General features: G+C 65.7%; 18 protein-coding genes and 2 pseudogenes. 12 read left to right on the top strand and 8 right to left on the bottom strand.

The window, feature by feature from the left end; all coding sequences use genetic code 11:
• Position 1: 1 nt before the first annotated feature.
• Complete coding sequence (locus ACVMB0_RS32720; RefSeq protein ID WP_461348831.1) at positions 2 to 1,012, bottom strand: MraY family glycosyltransferase; 1,011 nt, start codon at positions 1,010 to 1,012, stop codon at positions 2 to 4.
• 10 nt (positions 1,013 to 1,022) lie between these two features.
• Entirely contained in the window at positions 1,023 to 1,988 is a 966-nt protein-coding gene (locus ACVMB0_RS32715) for a lysylphosphatidylglycerol synthase transmembrane domain-containing protein (protein WP_456753769.1), read from the bottom strand.
• A gap of 348 nt (positions 1,989 to 2,336) precedes the next feature.
• Here ACVMB0_RS32715 and ACVMB0_RS32710 point away from each other — a divergent pair, with 348 nt between their 5' ends.
• The 6 genes and pseudogenes from ACVMB0_RS32710 to ACVMB0_RS32685 all read left to right on the top strand — a co-directional run bounded on the left by ACVMB0_RS32710 (position 2,337) and on the right by ACVMB0_RS32685 (position 10,783).
• Positions 2,337 to 3,749 (top strand): mannose-1-phosphate guanylyltransferase/mannose-6-phosphate isomerase, encoded by a 1,413-nt coding sequence (locus ACVMB0_RS32710; RefSeq protein ID WP_456753770.1) that lies wholly within the window; start codon positions 2,337 to 2,339, stop codon positions 3,747 to 3,749.
• Positions 3,750 to 4,000: 251 nt separating this feature from the next.
• On the top strand, positions 4,001 to 5,017 hold the full coding sequence (locus ACVMB0_RS32705; protein ID WP_456753771.1) for a Gfo/Idh/MocA family oxidoreductase: 1,017 nt from the start codon (positions 4,001 to 4,003) through the stop codon (positions 5,015 to 5,017).
• Positions 5,018 to 5,069: 52 nt separating this feature from the next.
• Positions 5,070 to 6,222 (top strand): annotated as a pseudogene (locus ACVMB0_RS32700) (DegT/DnrJ/EryC1/StrS family aminotransferase).
• A gap of 42 nt (positions 6,223 to 6,264) precedes the next feature.
• Positions 6,265 to 7,795 (top strand): annotated as a pseudogene (murJ, locus tag ACVMB0_RS32695) (murein biosynthesis integral membrane protein MurJ).
• Positions 7,796 to 7,923: 128 nt separating this feature from the next.
• On the top strand, positions 7,924 to 10,233 hold the full coding sequence (locus tag ACVMB0_RS32690) for a xanthine dehydrogenase family protein molybdopterin-binding subunit (protein ID WP_461348830.1): 2,310 nt from the start codon (positions 7,924 to 7,926) through the stop codon (positions 10,231 to 10,233).
• A gap of 103 nt (positions 10,234 to 10,336) precedes the next feature.
• A complete protein-coding gene (locus ACVMB0_RS32685) occupies positions 10,337 to 10,783 on the top strand; it encodes a c-type cytochrome (RefSeq protein ID WP_456797851.1) in 447 nt (148 codons plus the stop codon).
• Between the two features lie 95 nt (positions 10,784 to 10,878).
• On the opposite strand, the gene ACVMB0_RS32680 is transcribed toward ACVMB0_RS32685, so the two are convergent.
• On the bottom strand, positions 10,879 to 11,301 hold the full coding sequence (locus ACVMB0_RS32680; protein ID WP_212015693.1) for a CHRD domain-containing protein: 423 nt from the start codon (positions 11,299 to 11,301) through the stop codon (positions 10,879 to 10,881).
• Between the two features lie 167 nt (positions 11,302 to 11,468).
• Here ACVMB0_RS32680 and ACVMB0_RS32675 point away from each other — a divergent pair, with 167 nt between their 5' ends.
• On the top strand, positions 11,469 to 12,398 hold the full coding sequence (locus ACVMB0_RS32675; RefSeq protein ID WP_461348829.1) for a c-type cytochrome: 930 nt from the start codon (positions 11,469 to 11,471) through the stop codon (positions 12,396 to 12,398).
• A gap of 64 nt (positions 12,399 to 12,462) precedes the next feature.
• Here the strand turns inward: ACVMB0_RS32675 and ACVMB0_RS32670 are convergent, their stop codons facing one another.
• Positions 12,463 to 12,708: an Lrp/AsnC ligand binding domain-containing protein gene (locus ACVMB0_RS32670; RefSeq protein ID WP_016845986.1), complete on the bottom strand. Its 246-nt coding sequence runs from the start codon at positions 12,706 to 12,708 to the stop codon at positions 12,463 to 12,465.
• A 203-nt stretch (positions 12,709 to 12,911) separates the two neighbouring features.
• On the opposite strand from ACVMB0_RS32670, the gene thiD reads away from it, so the two are divergent.
• The 4 genes from thiD (at position 12,912) to ACVMB0_RS32650 (ending at position 17,012) form a co-directional block, all read left to right on the top strand.
• A complete protein-coding gene (gene thiD, locus ACVMB0_RS32665) occupies positions 12,912 to 13,709 on the top strand; it encodes a bifunctional hydroxymethylpyrimidine kinase/phosphomethylpyrimidine kinase (protein ID WP_461348828.1) in 798 nt (265 codons plus the stop codon).
• 370 nt (positions 13,710 to 14,079) lie between these two features.
• Positions 14,080 to 14,892 carry a UDP-2,3-diacylglucosamine diphosphatase gene (locus tag ACVMB0_RS32660; RefSeq protein ID WP_050403538.1) on the top strand — a complete coding sequence of 271 codons (813 nt, stop codon included), beginning with the start codon at positions 14,080 to 14,082 and terminating at the stop codon, positions 14,890 to 14,892.
• Positions 14,889 to 15,980 carry a glycosyltransferase family 4 protein gene (locus ACVMB0_RS32655; protein WP_461348827.1) on the top strand — a complete coding sequence of 364 codons (1,092 nt, stop codon included), beginning with the start codon at positions 14,889 to 14,891 and terminating at the stop codon, positions 15,978 to 15,980. Before ACVMB0_RS32660 ends, ACVMB0_RS32655 begins: the two co-directional genes overlap by 4 nt.
• 42 nt (positions 15,981 to 16,022) lie before the next feature.
• Positions 16,023 to 17,012 carry a threonine/serine dehydratase gene (locus ACVMB0_RS32650; RefSeq protein ID WP_461348826.1) on the top strand — a complete coding sequence of 330 codons (990 nt, stop codon included), beginning with the start codon at positions 16,023 to 16,025 and terminating at the stop codon, positions 17,010 to 17,012.
• A gap of 67 nt (positions 17,013 to 17,079) precedes the next feature.
• On the opposite strand, the gene ACVMB0_RS32645 is transcribed toward ACVMB0_RS32650, so the two are convergent.
• From ACVMB0_RS32645 to ACVMB0_RS32635, 3 genes are all read right to left on the bottom strand, one after another.
• Positions 17,080 to 18,615, bottom strand: coding sequence for a caspase family protein (locus ACVMB0_RS32645; RefSeq protein ID WP_461348825.1), 1,536 nt, complete (start codon positions 18,613 to 18,615; stop codon positions 17,080 to 17,082).
• A gap of 118 nt (positions 18,616 to 18,733) precedes the next feature.
• Positions 18,734 to 19,036: a hypothetical protein gene (locus ACVMB0_RS32640; protein ID WP_461348824.1), complete on the bottom strand. Its 303-nt coding sequence runs from the start codon at positions 19,034 to 19,036 to the stop codon at positions 18,734 to 18,736.
• Positions 19,011 to 20,015: a hypothetical protein gene (locus ACVMB0_RS32635; protein WP_461348823.1), complete on the bottom strand. Its 1,005-nt coding sequence runs from the start codon at positions 20,013 to 20,015 to the stop codon at positions 19,011 to 19,013. The genes ACVMB0_RS32640 and ACVMB0_RS32635 overlap by 26 nt, the downstream gene beginning before the upstream one ends.
• A 75-nt stretch (positions 20,016 to 20,090) precedes the next feature.
• Between ACVMB0_RS32635 and ACVMB0_RS32630 the strand changes: the two genes are divergently transcribed.
• Positions 20,091 to 21,290: an MFS transporter gene (locus ACVMB0_RS32630; RefSeq protein WP_461348822.1), complete on the top strand. Its 1,200-nt coding sequence runs from the start codon at positions 20,091 to 20,093 to the stop codon at positions 21,288 to 21,290.
• Here ACVMB0_RS32630 and dgcA read toward each other — a convergent pair.
• Positions 21,260 to 22,261 carry an N-acetyl-D-Glu racemase DgcA gene (gene dgcA, locus ACVMB0_RS32625; protein ID WP_461348821.1) on the bottom strand — a complete coding sequence of 334 codons (1,002 nt, stop codon included), beginning with the start codon at positions 22,259 to 22,261 and terminating at the stop codon, positions 21,260 to 21,262. The two genes, ACVMB0_RS32630 and dgcA, sit on opposite strands and share 31 nt — an antisense overlap.
• Positions 22,262 to 22,389: the final 128 nt, after the last annotated feature.

Below are 22,389 nucleotides of genomic sequence, written 5' to 3'. Positions count from 1 at the left end.
ATCAGAGCGGTCGCGAGAACCGCCGCAGCTGCCAGCTGACGGCGAGCACGCCGGCCAGCAGCAGCGCGATATCAGCGGCGAGGGAGTTGAGGGCGACCGAAGCGAATGCGAGCAGCGCCAGTACCAGGTTGAGCGCGAAGACCTCGCCGACGACGCGCCATACCGTGAAGCCGTTGTCGGTCGCCCGCTGATAGAAGTGCGAGCGATGCGCGGCCCAGAACGGTTCGCGTCGCGCCATGCGGCGAAACAGCGTGACCGTCGCATCCGTCAAATAATACAACGGCAGCAGCAGCGCGGCGGCGAACTGCTGATGCAAGGCGAGCTCGAGCAGGCACCAGCCGAGCAGCAGGCCGATCGGCAGACTGCCGACATCGCCGAGGAAGATCTTCGCGACCGGCCGGTTGAACGGCGCGAAACCGAGCAGCGCCCCGCACAGCGCCGCCGCGACCAACGCGGCTGCAGCCGGGACCTGGCCGAAGCAGCCGAGCAGGGCGACCGCGACCGTGATTGGTACGGCCTCGGCTGCCGTCATCAAATCGAGCCCGTCCATGAAGTTGACGAGGTTCACGAACCAGAGGCCGGCGATCAGCAGCAGGCCGCGTTCAAGCCAGAGCGGGACAGCCGGAACCAGCCTGAGGTCACCAGGTGCCGACAGCACCACGGCCGCGACGGCGGCGGCCTGCAACAACAGCCGCGGCACGACCGGCAGGGAGCGGATGTCGTCGGCAAAGCCCACCACGGCGATGAACAGGCAGGCTGCGAACACGAGGAACGGGATCGTCAGGTCCGGCGATCCGGCGAGCGCGATGACGATTCCGCCCGCCAGCAGCGTGGCAACCGTGACCGCGATGCCGGCGCCCTGCGGCGTTGGAATGCGGTGCGACGACCGCGCATTCGGCTTCGCCAGTGCGACACGCAGCAGCAGCGGCCGTGTCGCCCTGATCAGGATAGCCGAGATCGACGCGGCCATAACCGCGGCGATCAACGACAGGAGGATTTCGAAATGGCTCATCGCGGTCCGGCTATTGCGATCCCGGGACTTCGATCGGCTCGGCACCCTTGGCGGCCTTTTCCGGGCTTGCGATCCACACCAGTCCGCCAAACACGCCGACCACGAACGAGACCGCGCCGAACAGCAGCGAGATGTTGACGCCCTCATTGGCGATCAATCCGGCATAGCCGAAGGCCAGTGCCATCGTGGCCTCGCGCACGCCCCAGCCCGCGATCGAGATCGGCATCATGGTGATCAGCATCACCGGCGGCAGCAGCTGGAAGATCTCGCCGAAGGTGACGGGGGCGGCGATCGACTTCACCACGCACCAGCCGATCACGACGGTCACCACGTGGATGGCAATCGAGAGAGTCGCGACCCAAAGTCCGTGCTGGCGGCTGAACAACACCCGGTTCGTGATCACGGCGCAGGCGTGGATGTGATGCGTTGCCCACCAGCGTTTCAGCCACGACCACGGCAACACGCCGATCAGCAGGAAACCAAATCCGGCCGCGAGCGCGGCGAGGTCGAGCAGCAGCAAGGCGGTCCAGCCGTGGAAGTCGGAAATCAGCCGATAGCTCCAGGGCAGGGCGGCAGCGATCACGACGGCGAGCGCGATCAGTCCGATCGCGCGGTCGACGAAGATCGAATAGGTTGCGGCGCGCCAGCCCGCACCGGCACGCGCGACCAGCCACAGCCGCACGGCGTCGCCGCCGATCGAGGAGGGTAGGGTCTGGTTGAAGAAGGTGCCGATCACGTTGTAACGCATCGCCTGCCCGGTCTGCAGCGGCGCGCCGCACTCTACGCTGATCTCGCGCCAGCGCAGCACCCCGAGGAAGATCTGCAGGAACGTGACCGCAATCGCCAGGCCGAGCCAGCCCAGGCTCTCGGCCTGGATCCGGGAGGCGAGGTCATGCAGATTGACCTTGCGCAGCGAGAAATACAGCAGCGCAGCCGAGATCAGGATCTTGACGGTCGAAAGCAGGATTCGGCGCATTTCCGTTCGCGCTGCAAGGTTTCAGGATGTGTCAAAAACAGCGCAAACCGCTTTCGCGCGCCCAAATTCGCCGCCTTGGTATGGTTTCCGCACCGATCTGGCAATACCCGTAGTGGTCCCTATTGCGGCAGGCGCGAAGGGACGGCTAAACAGGCCGGAACGGGGGGCGGCCAGCCGCTCGCCGGGAGGTTACAAGACCGGTAAAATCCGACCAGACGCGTGGGGGCGCGTGACTGCCCGGATAATGCTTCCCAGGTAACAGGGCCGCCAGCCGCGGCGGCCGGGCCAATTTGGTGTCCGTCCGCGGATGGACACGGCAGGCCTTGCACGACAGGACTTGAGGCATCGATGGATCGACGAATTATTCCCCTGATCATGTGCGGCGGTGCGGGCACCCGGCTGTGGCCGGCGTCACGCGAGGTGCATCCGAAGCAGTTCCTGTCGCTGTTCGGGGCGCGCTCGACCTTCCAGGAGACGCTGCTGCGGGTCTCCGATGCCGGCCTGTTCGAGCGGCCGATCGTGATTACCAACGAGGCCTATCGCTTCATGGTGCTGGAGCAGCTGGCCGAGATCGGCCGCGAAGCTGATGTGTTGCTGGAGCCGATGCGCCGCGACTCGGGGCCTGCGATCGCGGCCGGGGCGGCGTTCGCGCAAAGCCGCGACAGCGAAGCCATCGTGCTGGCGCTCGCCGCCGACCACCTGGTGCGGGACACGTCGGCCTTCGCCGCCGCGTGCCGCGGCGGCCTGGTGGCCGCGGAAGCCGGCCGCATCGTGACCTTCGGCGTCAAGCCGGAACGGCCCGCCACCGAATACGGCTATATCAATCCGGGCGAGGTGGTCGCGGGCGAAGTGCGCGCGGTGGCGAAATTCGTCGAGAAGCCGGATGGCGCAACTGCAGCCGGCTATATCGATGCGGGTTATCTCTGGAACAGCGGCAACTTCATGTTCCGCGCCGGCGTGCTGCTCGACGAGTATCGCAATGTCGATGCGGACAGCGTTGCCGCGGTGGAGCAGTCGGTTGTGTCCGCGACGCGCGACCTCGGGTTCTACAAGCTTGACGCCGCGGCCTTCGGCGCGGCGAAGGCGATCTCGATCGACTATGCCGTCATGGAGAAGACAGCCCATGCCGCGGTGGTGCCGGTGGCGTGCGGCTGGTCCGACATCGGCTCGTGGCGCCAGGTCTGGGAGCTCTCCGACAAGGACGGCCAGGGCAATGCGGCACGCGGCGCGGCGGTGTTCGAAGACTCCCGCAATTGCAACGTCTCGACCGATCGTGCGCTGGTCGCGCTCGAAGGCGTCGACGATCTCGTCGTGGTCGCGACCCAGGACGCCGTGCTGGTGTCGCGCCAGAACGACGCCAACGGGTTGAAGCGGCTGGTCGCGAAATTGAAGGTGGCGGCGCCTAAGGTGACCGAGGACCACATCAAGGTGCATCGGCCCTGGGGCTCCTATCAGTCGGTCGACAATGGCGACCGCCACCAGGTCAAGCGCATCATCGTCAAGCCGGGCGGGCGGCTCTCCTTGCAGAAGCACCATCACCGCTCCGAGCACTGGATCGTGGTGCGCGGGACCGCGCAGGTCACCGTCAACGAGCTGATCAAGACAGTGCACGAGAACGAGTCGATCTACATCCCGATCGGCGCGGTGCACCGGCTGGAGAATCCCGGGAAGATTCAGCTGGAGCTGATCGAGGTGCAGACTGGCAGCTATTTCGGCGAGGACGACATCATTCGCATCGAGGACGACTATCAGCGCACCTGAGGTCGAGCTGGTCCCCGCGCTCGGAATTGAGCCGCGGGCGATGTAACTCTTTGAATCAAAACGTGTCCGGATTTCGTTGTTGGCATTCGCCACATTTGTGACGCCGTGCTATAGCGGCTGCCAACGAAGCGGGGTGATTTGCGCCGAAGGCGCAGATCGGGAAGAGGGGCCTGGGTGCTGATTCCCTCGGAGCCGGTGTGGCTCCCCGAGGAGCCGGGACAACCGCCAGAACGTTACTTGGGGTCTACGATATGAATGCAAAAGTGTCCGCAGCCGGCGCGAAGGCCGATATCGGCCGCGCCTTGCGCGTCGGTGTGATCGGCGCGGGCGTGATGGGCAGCAACCATGCCCGCGTGCTGGCCGGACTGCCCGGCGTCCTGCTGATCGGCATCGTCGATCCGCTTCCGGAGCACCGCACCCGCGCCATCGACCTGGTCGGCTGCCGCGCCTTTGAAACCCTCGATCAGCTATTCGCAGAGGGCATCGATGCGGTGACGATCGCGGCTCCCACCCATCTGCATCACGAGATCGCGCTCGCCTGCATCGCGCGCAACATCCACATCCTGGTCGAGAAGCCGGTCGCATCCACCGTCGAGGAAGGCCGCGAGATCGTCGCGGCCGCCGCGCGCGCCGGCGTCACGCTGATGGTCGGCCATGTCGAGCGTTTCAATCCGGCGGTTGCCGCGATCAAGCAGGCGATCTCGGGCGAGGACATCCTGTCGATCGGCATCACCCGGGTCGGCCCGTTCCCGCCGCGGATGTCCAATGTCGGCGTCGTGATCGACCTCGCCGTGCACGACATCGACCTGATCCGCTGGTTCACCGAGTCCGACATCGTCGAGGTGCAGCCGCAGCTTTCCAGCGCGGTCGCGGAGCGTGAGGACATCGCGCTGCTCCAATTCCGCACCGCTTCCGGCGTGCTCGCCCACATCAACACCAACTGGCTGACGCCGTTCAAGGCACGCAACGTCACGGTCGCGACCCGCGGCAAATACGTGATGGGTGATCTGCTCACCCGCCAGGTCACCGAATGCTTCGGCTTCAAGCCGGACGGCAGCTATTCGATGCGTCATCTGCCGGTCGGCCACGACGAGCCGTTGCGCGCCGAGCTGATCGCCTTCCTCGATGCCGTGCGCTGCGGCAAGCTGCCGGCGGTGTCCGGCGACGAGGGCGTCGCCAGCCTCGAAATCGCGATCCGCTGCCTGGAATCGCCGGCGCGGCCTGCCGCCTCGACGATCCGCAAGGGACCGCGCCGCATCGCCGGCTGATCGTCCGTTCACCGGCTGTCTGTCATTCACTCAACACGTGCAAAGAGTTTCCATGAACCAGCATATGCAGCTTGAGCCCATTCCCTTCATCGATATCTCCGCGCAGCGCCGGCGGCTCGGCAAGTCGATCGATGACGCGGTTGCGCGCGTGCTCGATCACTGCCAGTTCATCAACGGTCCGGAAGTCACCGCGCTGGAGAAGGCGCTGGCGGACTATACCGGCGCCAAGCATGTGGTGAGCTGCGCCAGCGGCACCGACGCGCTGCTGATGGTGTTGATGGCGAAGAATGTCGGACCGGGCGATGCGGTGCTGTGCCCGACCTTCACCTTCTGTGCGACCGGCGAGGTCGTGACGCTGACCGGCGCGACGCCGGTGTTCGTCGATGTCGACGAAGAGACCTTCAACATCGATGTCAGCTCGCTGAAGCGCGGCATCGCGACGGCGCGGGCGCGCGGGCTGAAGCCGGTGGCCGTGATCCCGGTCGATCTGTTCGGCCAGAGCGCCGACCACGATGCGATCGCTGCGGTCGCCGAGGCCGAGGGGCTTTTCGTACTTGACGATGCCGCGCAGGGTTTTGGCGCCACCTACAAGAACCGCAGGCTCGGCACCTTCGGGCTCGCGACCGGAACCAGCTTCTTCCCCGGCCAAGCCGCTCGGCTGTTTCGGCGACGGCGGCGCAATCTTCACCGACGACGAGGAACTCGCGCGCACGCTGCGCAGCATCCGCGTTCACGGCCAGGGCTCGGACAAGTACGACAATGTGCGGCTCGGCCTCACCGCGCGGCTCGACACCATGCAGGCGGCGATCCTGCTCGAGAAGCTGAAGATCTTCGACGACGAGATCGCCGCACGCAACAAGGTCGCGGAGCGCTATTCGCGCGCGCTCGGCAACCTCGTCGCGGTGCCGCGCGTTGCCCCGGGCTGTACCTCGGTGTGGGCCCAGTACACCATCCGCCTGTCCGAGGGCATCGATCGCGACGCCTTCGCAGCCGCGCTGAAGGCGCAGGGCGTTCCGACCATGATCTACTATCCGAAGTCGGTGCACCAGCAGACGGCCTACAGCCACTATCCGGTTGCCGATGGCGGCCTGCCGGTCAGCGAACGGTTGTCGAAGGACGTCATCGCCCTGCCGATGCACCCCTATCTCGACGAGGCGGCGCAGGACCGTGTCATCGCGGCTGTGCGCAGCGCGCTTTCGGCCTGATAGGTCATTTTGACGTAGGGTGATGATGCGCTAGAAGCAGCCATGCTTGGGCGCATCTTCACCGTCGGCGGCTATACCTTGCTATCGCGGGTCACCGGATTCGCGCGCGACATCATGCTCGCGGCGATCCTCGGTGCCGGACCGGTCGCCGACGCCTTTTTCGTGGCGCTGCGACTGCCCAATCACTTCCGCGCGATCTTTGCCGAAGGCGCCTTCAACGCCGCCTTCGTCCCGGCCTACGCCCATGTCCATGGCGAGCGGGGAGAGGCGTCGGCGCGGCTGTTCGCCGACCGCATCTTCACGCTGCTGTTCGCCTCGCAGGTGATCCTGCTGGTGGTGGCGATGGCATTCACGCCGCAGGCGATGAGCATCCTTGCGCCGGGCTTCACCGAGGACGCCGAGCAGCGCAAGCTCGCGATCGAGCTGACGCGGATCACCTTTCCCTATCTGCTGCTGATCACGCTGGTGACGCTCTATGGCGGCATGCTCAACGTGATGCATCGCTTCGCCAGCGCGGCCGCCGCGCCGATCTTCCTCAACCTTGCCATGATGATGACGCTGGCGCTGGCGGCATTCTTCCCTAGCGCCGGCCATGCCGCGGCCTGGGGCGTGCTGATCTCGGGCGTTCTGCAATTTGCGCTGCTGGCCGGCGACCTCGCGCGCCATGGCGGCCTGCCGCGATTCGCGCCGCTGAAGCTCGACGAGGACGTCCGCGCGTTCTTCCGCGCGCTGGGGCCGGCGACGCTGGGCTCGATGGGCACGCAGGTTGCGCTGTTCGCCGATACCATCATCGCGACCTTCCTGCCCGCGGGTGCGCTGTCGGCGCTGTATTATGCCGACCGCCTCAATCAATTGCCGATCGGCGTGATCGGGATCGCGATCGGCACCGTGCTACTGCCGGAGATGTCGCGGCGCCTGACCGCCGACGACCACACCCGGTGCCATGGCCGCGCAGCGCCGCGCCTTCGATTTCACGCTGCTGTTCTCGGTCCCGTTCGTGGCGGCGTTCCTGACGGTCGCTGATCCGATCATGCGCGCGATGTTCGCCCGCGGTGCGTTCTCGAAGGCCGATGCCGCTAGCGCCGGCGCCACGCTCGCGGCCTACGCGGTCGGGCTCATTCCCTTCGTGATGATCCGCAGCGCGGTTGCAACCTTCTATGCCCGCAAGGATACCGCGACGCCGGTCAAGGCGGCGCTGACCGGGGTCGCGGTCAACGTCGCGCTGAAGATCGCGCTGGTCGGTTCGCTGGCGCAGGTCGGGCTTGCGCTCGCGACCGCGGTCGGCGCCTGGGTCAATCTCTTGCTGGTGCTGATGTTTGCCGTCCGCCGCGGCTATCTCGCGCTCGATCGCACGCTGATCCGCTCGTTCGCCACCTTCGGGCTGTGCGGCGTGCTGCTGGCGCTCGCGCTGTGGCTGACCTCGCATTTCGCCTATGTGTGGTTTGCCCCGATGCGGTTCTTCCGCGACGAGATGATCCTGCTGCTGCTGATCGTGGTCGGCGTCTTCGTCTACGGCTTCCTGATCCTCACGCTGTTCGGCCGCGGCTGGCTGTTCGCCCTTCGACGCGTATAGTTTTACCTGTCAAATCAAATGCATAGGAGCCGGCCGTGGGATAGCGCCGCGTGCGGCCGAAAGCGGTTTGCGCTTCGCTGACAACCACGCCAATATGCATGCAAACAACCAAGCCAATTGGAGAGACGATGGCAGCTCCCATCAAATTCGGCGTCGGACAAAGTGTGCGGCGCAAGGAGGACGACGCGCTGATTCGCGGCAAAGGCCGCTATACCGACGACGTCGCACCGTCTCCCGCACTGCACGCGCTGGTGCTGCGCTCGCCGCATGCGCACGCAACCTATACGATCGATGTCGGCAAGGCCCGCGGCATGCCCGGCGTGGCGCTGATCCTGACGGCGGCCGATGTCGCCGAGCTCGGCGGGCTGCCGTGCCTGTTCAATCTCGAAACCGATCCGTTCATCGCGCCGCCTTATCCGATCCTCGCCAAGGATGAGGTGCGCCATGTCGGCGACGCCGTCGCCTTCGTGGTCGCCGACACCGTCGATCATGCGCGCGACGCGATCGAGGCGATCGACGTCAAGTGGACGCCGCTGCCGGCGGTGGCAGGTCTCGTCAATGCGGTGAAGAAGGATGCGCCGCAGGTCTGGCCGGACAAGCCTGGGAACGTTCTGTTCGACGTCTCGATCGGCGACAAGGGCGCTGCTGAGGCCGCGTTCGCCAAGGCCCATGCGGTGGCCGAAATCACGATCGTCAACCCGCGCGTCATAACCAATTTCATGGAGACGCGCGCGGCGGTCGCCGAATACGACGCCAAGAAGGATCATCTGACGCTGACGATCGGCAGCCAGGGCAGCCATCGTCTGCGCGAGATCCTCTGCGACATGATCCTGAAGATGCCGAAGGAGAACATGCGGGTGATCTGCCCGGATGTCGGCGGCGGCTTCGGCACCAAGCTGTTTCCCTATCGCGAATATGCGCTGATCTCGGTCGCGGCGCGCAAGCTCAAGAAGAGCGTTAAATGGACCGCCGAGCGCTCCGACCATTTCATGGGCGACGCGCAGGGCCGCGACAATCTCACCACCGCGAAGATGGCACTTGCCGAGGACGGCAAATTCCTCGGCATGGATGTCGACCTGATGGGCGACATGGGTGCCTATCTCTCGACCTTTGCGCCCTACATCCCGCATGGCGGCGCCGGCATGCTGCCGGGGCTCTATGACATTCAGGCCTTCCACTGCCGTGTCCGCACCGTGTTCACCAACACGGTGCCGGTCGATGCCTATCGCGGCGCCGGCCGTCCCGAAGCCGCCTATGTGATCGAGCGGCTGGTCGATGCGGCCGCGCGAAAACTCGGCATGACGCCCGATGCGATCCGGCGGAAGAACTTCATCCCGCCGAAGTCGCTGCCCTACACGACCGCGACTGGCAAGGTCTACGACTCCGGTGACTTCGTCGCGCATATGAAGCGCGCCATGGAGATCGCCAATTGGAAGGAGTTTTCCAAGCGCGCCAAGGCGGCCAAGAAGGATGGCTTGGTGCGCGGCATCGGCATGGCGAGCTATGTCGAGGTCTGCGGCACGATGGGCGAGGAAACCGCCAATGTGGCGCTCGATCCCAATGGCGACATCTCGGTCCTGATCGGCACGCAGTCGAGCGGGCAGGGCCACCAGACCGCCTATGCGCAGATCGTCGCCGAGCAGTTCGGCGTGCCGCCGGAGCGCGTCCATGTGTTGCAGGGTGACACCGACAAGATTGCGACCGGGCTCGGCACCGGCGGCTCGGCCTCGATTCCGTCGGGCGGCGTCAGCGTTCAGCGGGCGACGCATGAACTCGGCAACAAGCTGAAGGAGCTTGCGGCGCAGGCGCTGGAAGCCGGCACCGGCGATCTTGAAATCGCCGACGGCCGCATCCGCATCGCCGGCACCGACCGCTCGGTCAGCTTCGCCGATCTCGCCAAGCGTCCCGGTGGCGATACGTCGAAGATGAATGCAAGCGCGACGTTTGCCAGCGCCGACGGCACCTATCCGAACGGCACGCATCTCGCCGAAGTCGAGATCGATCCCGCCACCGGCATCATCAAGATCGTCAGCTACGTCATCGTTGACGATTTCGGCGTCACGCTCAATCCGCTGATGCTCGCGGGCCAGGTCCATGGCGGCGCGATGCAGGGCATCGGGCAGGCGCTGATGGAGCAGGCGGTGTATAGCCCGACCGACGGCCAGCTCGTCACCGGCACCTTCATGGACTATGCGATGCCGCGCGCTTCCGACGGGCCGTCCTTCGTGTTCGAGACCCACAACGTGCCCTGCACCACCAATCCGATGGGCGTGAAGGGCGCAGGCGAGGCCGGCGCGATCGGCTCGTGCCCGGCGGTCGTCAACGCGATCGTCGAGGGCCTGCATCGTGAATACGGCATCGACCACATCGACATGCCGGCCACGCCGGAACGGGTCTGGATCGCGATCCGCGAGGCGCAGCGCCGCCATAATCTCTGATAAATTGTCGCAGGCGGAATGAAGATTCCGCCTGCGGTGTTTTGCAACCAGGCCGGCCGCGTACCTGCGGACCGGGACAGAGCGGAATTGAGGGGTTTTGCCGATGAAGCGGGTCGTCGTCGTTGCAGCGATGCTGGTGTTGAGTATGGGTGCGGTCGTGGCCGATCAGGAGCAGGTCAAGCAGACCCAGGCCCAGATGAAGGAGACCGGCAAGAACGCCGGTGCGCTCGGGGCCATCGTCAAGGGCGAGAAGCCCTACGACCAGGCGACGGTCGACGCGGCACTGGCGAAGTTCGAGGACACCGCCAAGAAATTGCCGACGCTGTTCCCTGAAAGCTCCAAGGGCCTGAAGACGGATGGCGATTACTCGGCCGGACCGAAGATCTGGGAGGACAAGGCCGGCTTCGAGCAGCACATCGCGAGCTATGCCAAGGCCGTTGCGGACGCCAAAGGCAAGATCAAGGATGTCGACACCCTGAAGGCGGAGCTCGGTGTCATCGGCAAGCAGTGCGGCGGCTGCCACGAGACCTATCGCCTCAAGAAGGGCTGATCGCCATCCGGTCAATGAAAAGGGCGAACGCCGTGAGGCGTCCGCCCTTTTTTGTGCCGGCCGTTTCTTGTTGAAGTCTTGTGACTCGTGACTCGTTATTTCGTGACTTGGCCGCGGATCTCGCCGCCCGGGTTGGCCGCGGTGTGGACGTTGACATAGTACTTGCCGGCGAGCAGATCGGCGGCCTGCGCGTCGGTCAGCGTGGCGCTGCCTTCGACCGGGCTCGACGTCGCGTTCGGGATCGCGACCGCGACACCGGAATTCTTGCCGGCTTCGGCCGGGCCGTGGAAATGCGCGGCGGTGGCCGGGCCTGACAGGCCGGAATAGGTCAGTTTCCAGCTGAGTTTCTTGCTGGCCGCGTCGTAGTCGATATCGGCAGTGCCGGTGCCGGCGCTGGTGTTGGCAGGCACTTCGGACTTGCCGTCCAGTTTGGCGTGCAGCTTCTCGGCGAAGGCCGGACCGGCGAGGGCGACGGCAGCACCGAGTGTCAGCGTGGCAAGCAAGGTCTTGTTTGGCATGGTTCTCTCCCCTTTGACGTCACAGGACGGTTGCAGTTTCTTCAACAGCGGGTTTGCCGAATTATTCCCAAAATGATCGTGAGCTGCGGCAAATTTGATGAGAGCTTGTACGACGGGTTGTCATCATAGTGGTTGATATGCTGACGCGACCAATGACGGATCGGTGAATGTTGCGACGAATTCTTCTCCTTGCCGGCCTCGCCAGCATCATCGGCCTCAGTGTGTACTGGTGGCTGACCATCCCCGCGACCGTTGCTGCGAGCGCGCTGCCTGCCTACCAGCCCAACCTGGCCAACGGCCTCACAACGTTCAATGCGGGAGGATGTTCCTCCTGCCACGCCGTGCCGAAGCAGGACGACCGCACCAGATTGGGCGGCGGGCTCGCGATCCCGTCGCCGTTCGGCACCTTCTACGCGCCGAACATCTCGCCGGATTCGAACGACGGCATCGGCCGCTGGAGCGAGGCCGATTTCGTCACCGCGGTCATGAAGGGGACCTCGCCGTCAGGGACGCACTATTTCCCTGCGTTTCCTTACACGTCGTATCAGCACGCCAGGGTCAATGACGTGCGCGACCTGTTCGCCTATCTGAAGACCCTGCCGCCGGTCGCCGGCAAGGTGCGCGAGCATGATTTGCCGTTCCCCTTCAACATCAGGCGCAATGTCGGGGTCTGGAAATTCCTGTTCATGGACGACAAGCCGTTTATCGCGGACGCAAGCCGCTCGGCGCAGTGGTATCGTGGGGCCTATCTGGTCAACAGCTTCGGCCATTGCGCCGAATGTCATAGCCCGCGGAATTTTCTCGGCGGCATCATCACCGCGCAGCGCTTCGCCGGCGGCCCGAATCCGGAAGGCGAAGGCTGGGTGCCCAACATCACGCCGAGGGGTATCGCGGACTGGAGCGCAAAGGATGTCGCCTATTTCCTCGAGAGCGGGCAGACGCCGGACGGCGACAGCGCCGGCGGATCGATGGTGCGCGTGATCCGCAACACCTCGCAGCTCTCATCAAGTGATCGCGACGCGATCGCCGACTACATCAAGTCGCTGCCGCCGGTCGAGGGGCCGCCGAAGCCGACGAAGCCCGAGAAGAAGCCCTAGCAGCGGGTTCCTGTTTGAGCATGATCCGCTCGGAAAGCCGCTTCGCACTTTACCGGATCATGCTCTACTTCGCGCCGAACGCCTTGAAGGTGATGATGGTGAGGGTGTCCTGGATGCCCGGGATCACCTGAACCTTCTCGTTGATGAAATGGCCGATGTCGGTGTCGTGGTCGACATAGAACTTGACCAGGAGGTCGTAATTGCCCGCGGTGGAATAGATCTCGGACGCAATCTCGGCTTCCGCCAGCGCGTTGGCGACGGTGTAGGACTGGCCGAGCTTGCATTTGATCTGGACGAAGAAAGGAACCATCAAAGTCGTCTCCGGGGATTTGGCCGACTATAGGCCAAAAACCGGCGGCCAAGGCAAGGGGACAAGAAGGGGCAACGCAACGGCAACTCAAGGCCAACGCGCGGTAAAGTCAGGCGAACTTGCTGCCGGTGCGCGGCCGGGCTAGGACAGGCCATGGTCCCAATTGTCACGATCTCATTCGTCTCGACCGCCGGTGTCGCACGATGACGCCGATCGCGCTCACCATTGCGGGCTCGGATTCCTCCGGCGGGGCGGGTATCCAGGCCGACCTCAAGAGCTTCGCGGCGCTCGGGGTCTATGGCGCCTCCGCGATCACGGCGCTGACCGCGCAGAACACCACCGGGGTCAGCGGCATCCATCCGGTGCCGGCGGCATTCGTCACCGCCCAGCTTGATGCGGTGTTCTCCGACCTCGATGTCGGTGCGGTCAAGATCGGCATGGTGGCGCAAGCCGAGACCATCGCTGCGATCGCCGAAGCGCTGACGCGCTGGGCGCCGCGCCACGTCGTGCTCGATCCGGTGATGGTCGCAACCTCAGGCGATCGGCTGCTGGCCGCCGAGGCGGTCGATGCGCTGAAGTCCATGCTGTTTCCACTGGCCTCGCTGATCACGCCGAACCTGCCGGAAGCGGCGGCGCTATTGAACGAGCCGGTCGCCTCGAGCGAAGCCGATGTCGAGCGGCAAGGCAAGCGATTGCTGGCGATGGGATGTCGCGCGGTGCTGGTCAAGGGTGGCCACGGACATGGTGCTGACAGCATCGACTATCTGATCGACGCTGAACGCAGCATCGCGCTGTGGGCGCCACGCATCGCGACAGCAAACACGCATGGCACCGGTTGCTCGCTGTCGTCGGCGATCGCGGCAGGACTCGCGAAGGGTGAGACGATGGAGACTGCCGTGCGTCATGCCAAGGCCTGGATCACGGACGCGATCGCCGCCGCCGATCGTTTTGCCGTCGGCCACGGCCATGGGCCGGTGCATCATTTTCACAATTACTACTGATTGCCTGCAGCCCGGATGAAGCGCAGCGCAATCCGGGAATGAACCCTCCGCGCGCGAAGGCCCCGATTACGTTCGTTTGCAACGGTGAAGCCCGTCATTGCGAGGAGCGTCAGCGACGAAGCAATCCATATCCCCGCTTGCGAGGCGATGGATTGCTTCGCTTCGCTCGCAATGACGGTGGACGAGAGCTCCCGTGCATTTCCGTAATGCCCGTTCCACACAGCGGCGACCGCCCGTGTCGCCAGATTGTCGCACGCCGCTGTTATCCGCATTGGAGGGGCGTAGTGCTGATTCTCGTTAACTGTTTGTGGGGCCTTGGGTCGCGGGGATCGTCATCGCCTTGTCACAGGAATCTGTTAGGTGCACAGGCATGGGAAGCGACTCCTTGAGTGAAGAAAGCCCCGAGCGGCGCTTTCGCACTTTGTTTATCTCCGATGTCCATCTCGGAGCCCGCGGTTCGCAAGCCGACCGTCTGCTGGACTTCCTCCGCTCTCACGATGCCGACACGATCTACCTCGTTGGTGATATCGTCGACGGCTGGGCGCTGAAGTCGAACTGGTACTGGCCGCAGACGCACAACGATTTCGTGCAGAAGATGCTGCGCAAGGCGCGCAAGGGCGCCAAGGTGATCTACGTCCCGGGCAACCACGACGAGTTCCTGCGCAAATATTACGGCACGCATTTCGGCGGCATCGATGTGGTGGAGAACACCGTCCACACCGGCGCCGACGGCAAGCGCTACCTCGTGATCCACGGCGACATCTTCGATCTCGTGGTGCAGAACGCGCGCTGGCTCGCCCATCTCGGCGACAAGGCCTACGACTTCGCGATCCAGATGAACCGCTTCGTCAACTTCTTCCGCAAGATGTTCGGCGTGCCCTATTGGTCGCTGTCGCAATGGGCCAAGCTGAAGGTCAAGAAGGCGGTGAACTATATCGGCGCGTTCGAGGCGACATTGGCGGGAGAGGCGCGGCGTCACGGCTGCGACGGCGTGATCTGCGGCCACATCCACTACGCGACGATTCATGACGAGCACGGCATCCGCTACATGAATTGCGGCGACTGGGTGGAGAGCTGCACCGCGCTCGCCGAGCATGAGGACGGCCATTTCGAGATCATCACCTGGACCGATCCGGTGCGCCGGATCGCGCCCGTTCCGCGAGTGACGGCACGCGCTGCATGACGCATATCCTGGTCGCGACCGATGCGTGGCATCCCCAAGTCAACGGGGTAGTCCGCACGCTGACCATGATGGCGCAGGCGGCGAAATCGCTCGGCGTCGAGGTGAGCTTCCTGACGCCGGACGAGTTCCGCACCTTCGCGATGCCGAGCTATCGCGATCTCCGGCTGGCGCTGCCGTACCGGGCCAAGGTCGCCAGCCTGATCGAGGCGGCCAGGCCCGACAGCATCCATATCGCGACCGAGGGCCCGATCGGGCTCTCGGTGCGCCGCTATTGCCGCAAGCACGGCCTGCCGTTCACGACCAGCTTCCATACCCGCTTTCCGGAATACGTGTCAGCACGCACGCCGGTCCCGGAGGCCTGGGTGTGGCGCGCGCTGCGCTGGTTCCACCGGCCGAGCCGGGCGGTGATGGCCGCGACCCCGGCACTGGCGGCCGAGCTGCGCCAGCGCGGCTTCCGCAACGTGGTGCTGTGGTCGCGCGGCGTGGATACCGGACTGTTCCATCCACGCGACGTCGATCTCTGCCTGCCGCAGCCGGTCTATCTCAGCGTCGGCCGGGTTGCGGTGGAGAAGAACCTCGAGGCGTTCCTCGATCTCGACCTGCCCGGCACCAAGGTCGTGGTCGGCGACGGCCCGGCGCGGGCGGCGCTGGAGCGGAAATATCCGGACGCCGTGTTCCTCGGCGCCCGCCATGGGGAAGAATTGGCTGAGATCTACGCCGCGGCCGATGTGTTCGTTTTCCCGAGCCGCACCGATACGTTCGGTTTGGTGCTGCTCGAGGCGCTGGCGAGCGGCCTGCCGGTTGCCGCTTTTCCGGTCACCGGTCCTCGCGACGTGATCGGCGCGGCGCCGGTCGGCGTGCTCGACGACGATCTGCACCACGCCTGCCTCGAGGCACTCAGCATTCCGCGCCAGGCCTGCGTCGATTTTGCCGCGCTCCACACCTGGCAGGCGTCGGCCCGGGTGTTCATCGATCGCTGCATGAATGTCCGCCCCGCGCCGCCGGACGGTGAGGGGGAGGCATTGGAATTCGGTGCCGAAGAGCATCATTTTGCGGCATTGCCGGCGAGCCACCAAACCTCACGCTAAAGCGTCTTGCCGGGCTGCCTGCCGTCGCGATACAAATTGCGGATGACGGACACCGTTCTAAATCCACCCGTCGCTGCTGCGGACATCGATGCCGCCGCAAGGGTGGTCGCGCCGTTCGCGGTGCGCACGCCGCTGCTGACCTTTCCCGTTCTCAACGAACGCGTCGGCAGCCGGGTCTTCCTCAAGCCCGAGATGTTGCAGCGGACCGGATCGTTCAAGTTCCGCGGCGCCTTCAACAAGCTCGCCTCGATCCCGCAGGACAAGCGGAGCGGCGGCGTCGTGGCGTTCTCATCGGGCAACCATGCCCAGGGCGTGGCCGCGGCGGCGAAGATCCTCAACATGCAGGCGACCATCGTGATGCCTGCGGACTCGCCGCTCACCAAGCGCGAGCGGACCAAGTCCTACGGCGCAGAGGTCGTGCTGTACGATCGCGATCGCGACGACCGTGCGGCGATCGCCAGCGGCATCGCCAGCAAGCGTGGCGCGACGCTCGTGCCTCCCTATGACGATCCCTTGGTGATCGCGGGCCAGGGCACCGCCGGCCGCGAGATCGCCGAGGACATGGCCGCGCTCGGGCTCGTGCCCGACATCGTGGTGGCGCCGGCTTCCGGCGGCGGCCTGATCGCCGGTGTCGCCACCGCGGTGAAGGTCAAGTATCCGCAGGCCCAGGTGATCGTCGCCGAGCCTGCGGGCTATGACGATCATGCCTTGTCGCTCAAGGTCGGCCATCGCGAAGCGCATGCGGTTGCGCCGCGTACCATCTGCGATGCGCTGATGGCGATGATGCCGGGCGAGCTGACCTTCGCCATCAACAGCAAGCTGCTGGCAAACGGCGTCAGCGCCTCCGACGACGAGGTCGGTGCCGCCGTCGCGTTTGCCTATCGCGAGCTGAAGCTCGTGGTCGAGCCCGGCGGCGCGATCGGTCTCGCGGCGCTGCTGGCTGGCCGGATCGACGCCAAGGGCAAGAACGTCGTCATCGTGCTCTCGGGCGGCAATGTCGATGCCGACCTGTTCGCGAAGCTCGTCGCCTGAGAACAGCATTTTGAAAAGAAGCGGGGCAGGGCGATGATCGCTCTGCCCCGATTCGTTGAGCGACGGATCAGTGCCTGAAGCCGCCGCCGCGGCCGCCGCCCATTCCGCCGATGTGCGAACCTGACGAACTCGCGTGGAAGGCGGTATGGCTATCACTTGATCGCATCCGGTTCACCGGCATGCCCTGCCGTTCGGTGCGGACATGGCCGTTGTCCTTCATGATCGGGTTCGACGAGTTGTTCGCCGCGGCGACCTTGCTTTTGCCGATCGAACTCGGCATGCCGACCGGCTTCGCGCCGGGCGCCGGCAGGGTCACGATCTTGCCGATCGCGCCTTGCGCACCCGCATTGATCGGCCGGAAGGTCTGACGACTCGAAAGCCGCGTGAACTGCATCAATGGCACTGCCTTCGGCTGCATCTGCAGCTTCAGGGCCTGCTGCGCGTAGGGGCTGCCGGCGAAATTGTCGTGGAAGGTCTTGTAGGCGAACGGCGTGTTGGCGAGCACCGCCTTGTGCCAGGCCGCGACCTGTAGCCAGTTGGTCAACAGGAAGCGGATGCGGTCACACAGCGGATCGCGCGGATAGAGCCGGATGAATTCCTCATAATAGTCCGGCCGGCCCTCCGACAGCACGAAGTCATAGGCCTGGCGCACCGAGCGGTTCGGCAGGTTCGACGCCATCTGCACGACCGGGCCATTCGCGGGCGCGCGCGCCGCCGCCATCGCGGTGTCGCCGAAGAAAGTGAAATCGGAGGTCAGCGACGAGCTTTCCCACGGCGTCTGGCGACCGTCGGTCGTCGAGTTGACTTCGAGGCGAACGCGCTTGAACAGCTGCTCGATCGTCAGATTGGGCTCGCGTGCCAGGCGCAGGAACGCGTTGGTGTAGGGGCTGTGGCCGTTGCTGCCGTCCTGCGCTTCCATGCCGGGCGCGGTCGAATAGCCGACGATCGAGCCGCTCGGTGCATCGACGACGGCAAGGCCGCGGCCGGCGTCGTTGACGTCAGGGAACGGGTTGTTGCGGCAGGCGTCGAGCACCACGATGCGCATCCGGCTCGGGATGTTCTCGAGCGTGCCCATGACGTCGACGAGGCGCACCGCATTGCCGTCGAGGTCAGCAGGCGTTGCGATCCTGGCGTCGACCGGAATCAGATAATTCTCGCCGGCGAGTTGCACGCCGTGGCCGGCGTAATAGATCATCGCGACCGTGTTGGGACCGCGCGCGGCGACCTTGCCGGAAAAGTCCTGCAACACCCTCACCATGTCGCCCTGCCTGAGGTCGGTCGCGGCGATCACCTCGAAGCCGGCCGCGTTCAACAGCGCGGCCATCGACTGCGCGTCGTTGCCGGGATTGGCGAGCCTTGGCGCGTTCTGATAGTTGGCATTGCCGATCACCAGCGCAACGCGCTGCTCGGCGCCGCGCAACGCGGCGGGCGTCGCGGCAGCAGGCGTCGCCGCTGAAGCGGCTTGATCGACGGATTGTGCCGGCGCCTGCGTCGCATTGCCGACGGTGATGTTGCCGGTCTCGGCAAATCCTGCGCTGGGCGCAGCAAGGCTGAACAGGCCGAGCAAGGCGGCCGATATCATCGTCGATGTCAGGCGGACCATGGCGCGCTCCCAGGCTGATCCCGGTGCGGGACCGGTCGTGGGAGGCTAGGCGCAGATGCGGCCGCGGTACGTGAGCTGGGTCACGCAACGGAGGTGCGCGGTTGGAGATCGTCAGCGCTTACGAAAAGAACGCGATCTTCTCGGCCTGACTCATGCGGCGGATCGGCGCGAGCGGGTCGTTGGCTGCGACATTCGGCTTCTTCAGCAGGCCGCTCGCGATGATGGTCGAGCCGAGCGAGACTTCTGCTGCGGGTGCAGCGGCAGCCTCATTGGCGGGCGGGAGCGGCGGCGGCACGGGGGCCGGCGCTTCGGCAACCGCTGCGACAGCGACCGGTGCGGGCTCGGCCTTGATCTCAACCTTGATCTCAACCTTGGGCTCGGGCGCCGGTGCAGGCTTAGGCTGAATGGCCGGAGCAACCATTTCGGGCTCCGCTGCCATCGCCTCCGCGATGCGCATCTCCTCGGCTGCGCGCATCTCCTCTGCGATCGCCTCTTCGTCGATCGGATCGGGCGCGCCCATCTCCATCGCGATCAGCTCGAGCACACGCTTCGTCCTGGGCTTCGGCGGCGGCTTCGTCGGTGACGCGGGCAAGTTCTGCGGCTTCGGCCTCGGCCAGTGCGGCCTCGGCCTTGATCCAGGCTTCGCTCGGCTGCGGCGCGGCAGCCGGGGCCGGCTCGGCGCGCGGCGTTGCAACGGGCTCTTGGGGCGCCGCTGACGGCGTCGCCGCCATCGCAGCATAGGGGGCCGTGAGCTCGGTGGGAACACTTTCGGTGACCGGCGGCGGCGTGGGAGCAGCCGCGGGCGGCTCCGCCACCGGTGCCTCGGCCACGACGGGCTCGGCCGCGGGCGTGACCGGATCGAATTCGCTGAGGCGTCGGGCCAGCATTGCGAAGGCGGTCTTCAGCACGGCCTTGGCATCGTTCATCGACACCTCCGCGGCGCCGGCCTCGATCGCGCTGGCCTGCGAATCGATGATGTCGCAGATCCGGCCGTCATTGCCGATCTCGCGCAGCCGCCAGGAGATTTCGCGAATCACCCGCACGCCCTTGCGCACCGGCGCGAGGTTCTGTTCGAAGCTGATGCCGTCAAGCGCTGACATGGCGGAGGCCTGGGCGGCCTCGATCGCGCCGCGCAGGGCGGCCAGCGTCTGGGCCAGCTGCTCGTCCCTGATCGCCGCGGCGGCGGCCTGCCGCTGCGCGCTGAGGCTTTCCTCGATCCGCGCCACCGCATCGAGCACCATGCGCGTGTCGGCATTGCGGTTGCGCTTGGCGTATTCGCCGAGGAACCAGCGGCCCCGCGACGTCTCCATGAAGGCCGCGCTGATCGCAGCATAATCCTCCTCGCTCGGCAGGGCCGCGCGGGCGGATATCGGCGACAGGGCGAATGCTTCTTCGGCCATCACAATCTCTCCGCGCAAATCACTGCGCGTTGGGTTAACGATCACCACGATATCGCGCGAATCGCAATTGAATTGATGTCTTCCGAATCACAAATCCCCATTGCAGCAAAGGTTGCATCGCGGCGATTCGCGCGCAGCCTCGCGGCATTCTATGCCACGCTGTTCGGGATGACCGGGGTTCACCTGCCGTTTTTCACGGTGTGGCTGAAGGCGATCGGCATCGACGCCACCTGGATCGGCATCATCACGGCGGTGCCGCCGGTGACGCGCTTCACCGTGCTGCCGCTGGTCACCGCCACAGCGGAGCGGCGCCAGATGCTGCGCGGCGCGATCATTGCCACGGGATTCGCGACCGCGTTCGGCTTTGCCGTGATCGGCACCCAGCACCAGCCATTCGTGCTGCTCGCGATCTACGCGCTGACCTGCTGCGTCTGGACGCCGATGGTGCCGTTGACCGACGCCTATGCGCTGCGCGGCGTCAGGCAGTTCGGCCTCAATTACGGACCGTTGCGGCTGTGGGGCTCGGCGGCCTTCGCGGTCTGCGCGCTGATCAGCGGGTTCCTGCTGCGCTTCGTCGCCGAGGTCGATCTGATCTGGATCATCACGGCCATGACCCTGCTTGGCGCGCTGGTCGGGCTGACCTTGCGGCCGCTCGGTCGTCCAGTGACCTCAGTCGCGCATGCGATCGGCGCGCCGAAGTTGCTGCGCAATCCGACCTTCCTCGCGATCATCGTGTCCTCGGCGCTGATCCAGGGCAGCCATGGTGCCTACTACATCTTCGCATCGATCGCCTGGCAGCAGGCCGGGCTGAGCGGCCTGACCATCGCTGTTCTCTGGGTGCTTGGCGTGATCGCCGAGATCGTGCTGTTTGCGGCTTCGCCGCGCTTCACGCTGCCGTCGGCGGTGCTGGTGATGATCGCGGCCGTCAGCGCCGCGGCGCGCTGGGCGATCACCGCGCAGGAGCCGCCGCTTGCGGTGCTTGCCGTGGTCCAGCTCGGACATGGCTTAAGCTTCGGCCTGACGCAGGTCGGCATCATGGGCCTGATGGTGCAGCACGTGCCGGGGCACGTGATGGCGCGCGCGCAAGGCTATCTCACCGCCTGCGGCGGCATCGTCGCGAGCACCACGGCGATCGTCAGCGGCATGGTCTATGCGCGCATTGGGCTCGGCGTCTACGACATGATGGCCGTGATGGCGGCGATCGGCGGGCTCGTGATGTGGCTGGCGCGTCGACGCCTATCCCATCATCCCCAGAGTGCGGCGTCGGGCGGATAGACCAGGCTGCCCTCGTAGCGCAGGCCGTGGTCGCGGTCTCTGGCCAGCAGCAGCGGGCCGTCGAGGTCGACGAAGCGTGCGGCCTGCGCGATCAGCAGCGCCGGCGCCATCGCAAGCGAGGTCGCGACCATGCAGCCGATCATGATCTCGAAGCCGAGCGCGCGGGCAGCGTCCGCCATCGCGAGCGCTTCGGTCAGCCCGCCGGTCTTGTCGAGCTTGATGTTGACCGCATCGTAGCGGCTACGCAGGCCTTCGAGCGAAGCACGATCATGCACGCTCTCGTCGGCGCAGACCGCAACCAGGCGCTTGATCCGCGCCAATGCCTCATCCTTGCCGGCCGGCAGCGGCTGCTCGATCAGCGTGACGCCGGCATCGGCGCAGGCTGCGAGATTGGCGGCGAGGTTGTCGTCCGTCCAGGCTTCATTGGCGTCGACGATCAATTCGGAGGCCGGCGCGGCCTTGCGCACGGCAGCGATCCGCGCGCCGTCGCCATCGCCGCCAAGCTTGATCTTGAGCAGCGCGCGATGCGCGGCTTTCGCGGTGGCTTCCGCCATCGCCTCGGGTGCTCCGAGCGAGATCGTATAGGCGGTGGTACGCGGTTCCGGCGCCGGCCGGCCGAGCAGGTTCCAGATTCGCTGGCCGGCGCGTTTGGCCTGGAGGTCCGCAAGCGCGCAGTCCAGCGCGTTGCGGGCGGCGCCGGCGGGCATGCGACCCTGCAGGGCGATCCGGCCCATGCCGTTGGCGAGCAGCCCCTGCATGGCCTGGATCGCCTGCAACGTCGCCTCGGGCGTTTCGCCGTAGCGCGGGTAGGGCACGCATTCGCCGCGGCCGATGAAGCCGCCCTGGCTCACCTCGGCCACCACAACCACCGCCTCGGTCTTGGCGCCTCGGCTGATCGTGAACGTCCCCGCGATCGGCCAGCGCTCGATCCGCGCGTTCAGGGAAATCGCTCCTTGTGGAGTGGAAGTCATTTTAAAGTCTACTATTTCCTGAACCGTAGCTTGCGAGCTGCAACCAACTATGGCTGGTTAGTGGCAGATTCGACAAGCCGATCCGGCAAGCCGCCGGAGATCTGCGTGAGCGGCGGCCAACCGGCTTG

This window comes from Bradyrhizobium sp. USDA 4451 (assembly GCF_054822585.1).
This window is presented reverse-complemented; position numbering and strand designations above follow the sequence as displayed.

What these genes read in the sequence shown, in the direction of transcription:
- ACVMB0_RS32675 (WP_461348829.1), top strand. Translation starts at nt 11,469, where the DNA reads ATGTTGCGACGAATTCTTCTCCTTGCCGGCCTCGCCAGCATCATCGGC.
- ACVMB0_RS32640 (WP_461348824.1), bottom strand. Translation starts at nt 19,036, where the DNA reads ATGGTTGCTCCGGCCATTCAGCCTAAGCCTGCACCGGCGCCCGAGCCC.
- ACVMB0_RS32720 (WP_461348831.1), bottom strand. Translation starts at nt 1,012, where the DNA reads ATGAGCCATTTCGAAATCCTCCTGTCGTTGATCGCCGCGGTTATGGCC.
- ACVMB0_RS32635 (WP_461348823.1), bottom strand. Translation starts at nt 20,015, where the DNA reads ATGGCCGAAGAAGCATTCGCCCTGTCGCCGATATCCGCCCGCGCGGCC.
- ACVMB0_RS32705 (WP_456753771.1), top strand. Translation starts at nt 4,001, where the DNA reads ATGAATGCAAAAGTGTCCGCAGCCGGCGCGAAGGCCGATATCGGCCGC.
- ACVMB0_RS32630 (WP_461348822.1), top strand. Translation starts at nt 20,091, where the DNA reads ATGTCTTCCGAATCACAAATCCCCATTGCAGCAAAGGTTGCATCGCGG.
- ACVMB0_RS32690 (WP_461348830.1), top strand. Translation starts at nt 7,924, where the DNA reads ATGGCAGCTCCCATCAAATTCGGCGTCGGACAAAGTGTGCGGCGCAAG.
- ACVMB0_RS32645 (WP_461348825.1), bottom strand. Translation starts at nt 18,615, where the DNA reads ATGGTCCGCCTGACATCGACGATGATATCGGCCGCCTTGCTCGGCCTG.
- thiD (WP_461348828.1), top strand. Translation starts at nt 12,912, where the DNA reads ATGACGCCGATCGCGCTCACCATTGCGGGCTCGGATTCCTCCGGCGGG.
- ACVMB0_RS32710 (WP_456753770.1), top strand. Translation starts at nt 2,337, where the DNA reads ATGGATCGACGAATTATTCCCCTGATCATGTGCGGCGGTGCGGGCACC.
- ACVMB0_RS32715 (WP_456753769.1), bottom strand. Translation starts at nt 1,988, where the DNA reads ATGCGCCGAATCCTGCTTTCGACCGTCAAGATCCTGATCTCGGCTGCG.
- ACVMB0_RS32670 (WP_016845986.1), bottom strand. Translation starts at nt 12,708, where the DNA reads ATGGTTCCTTTCTTCGTCCAGATCAAATGCAAGCTCGGCCAGTCCTAC.
- dgcA (WP_461348821.1), bottom strand. Translation starts at nt 22,261, where the DNA reads ATGACTTCCACTCCACAAGGAGCGATTTCCCTGAACGCGCGGATCGAG.
- ACVMB0_RS32660 (WP_050403538.1), top strand. Translation starts at nt 14,080, where the DNA reads ATGGGAAGCGACTCCTTGAGTGAAGAAAGCCCCGAGCGGCGCTTTCGC.
- ACVMB0_RS32655 (WP_461348827.1), top strand. Translation starts at nt 14,889, where the DNA reads ATGACGCATATCCTGGTCGCGACCGATGCGTGGCATCCCCAAGTCAAC.
- ACVMB0_RS32650 (WP_461348826.1), top strand. Translation starts at nt 16,023, where the DNA reads ATGACGGACACCGTTCTAAATCCACCCGTCGCTGCTGCGGACATCGAT.
- ACVMB0_RS32685 (WP_456797851.1), top strand. Translation starts at nt 10,337, where the DNA reads ATGAAGCGGGTCGTCGTCGTTGCAGCGATGCTGGTGTTGAGTATGGGT.
- ACVMB0_RS32680 (WP_212015693.1), bottom strand. Translation starts at nt 11,301, where the DNA reads ATGCCAAACAAGACCTTGCTTGCCACGCTGACACTCGGTGCTGCCGTC.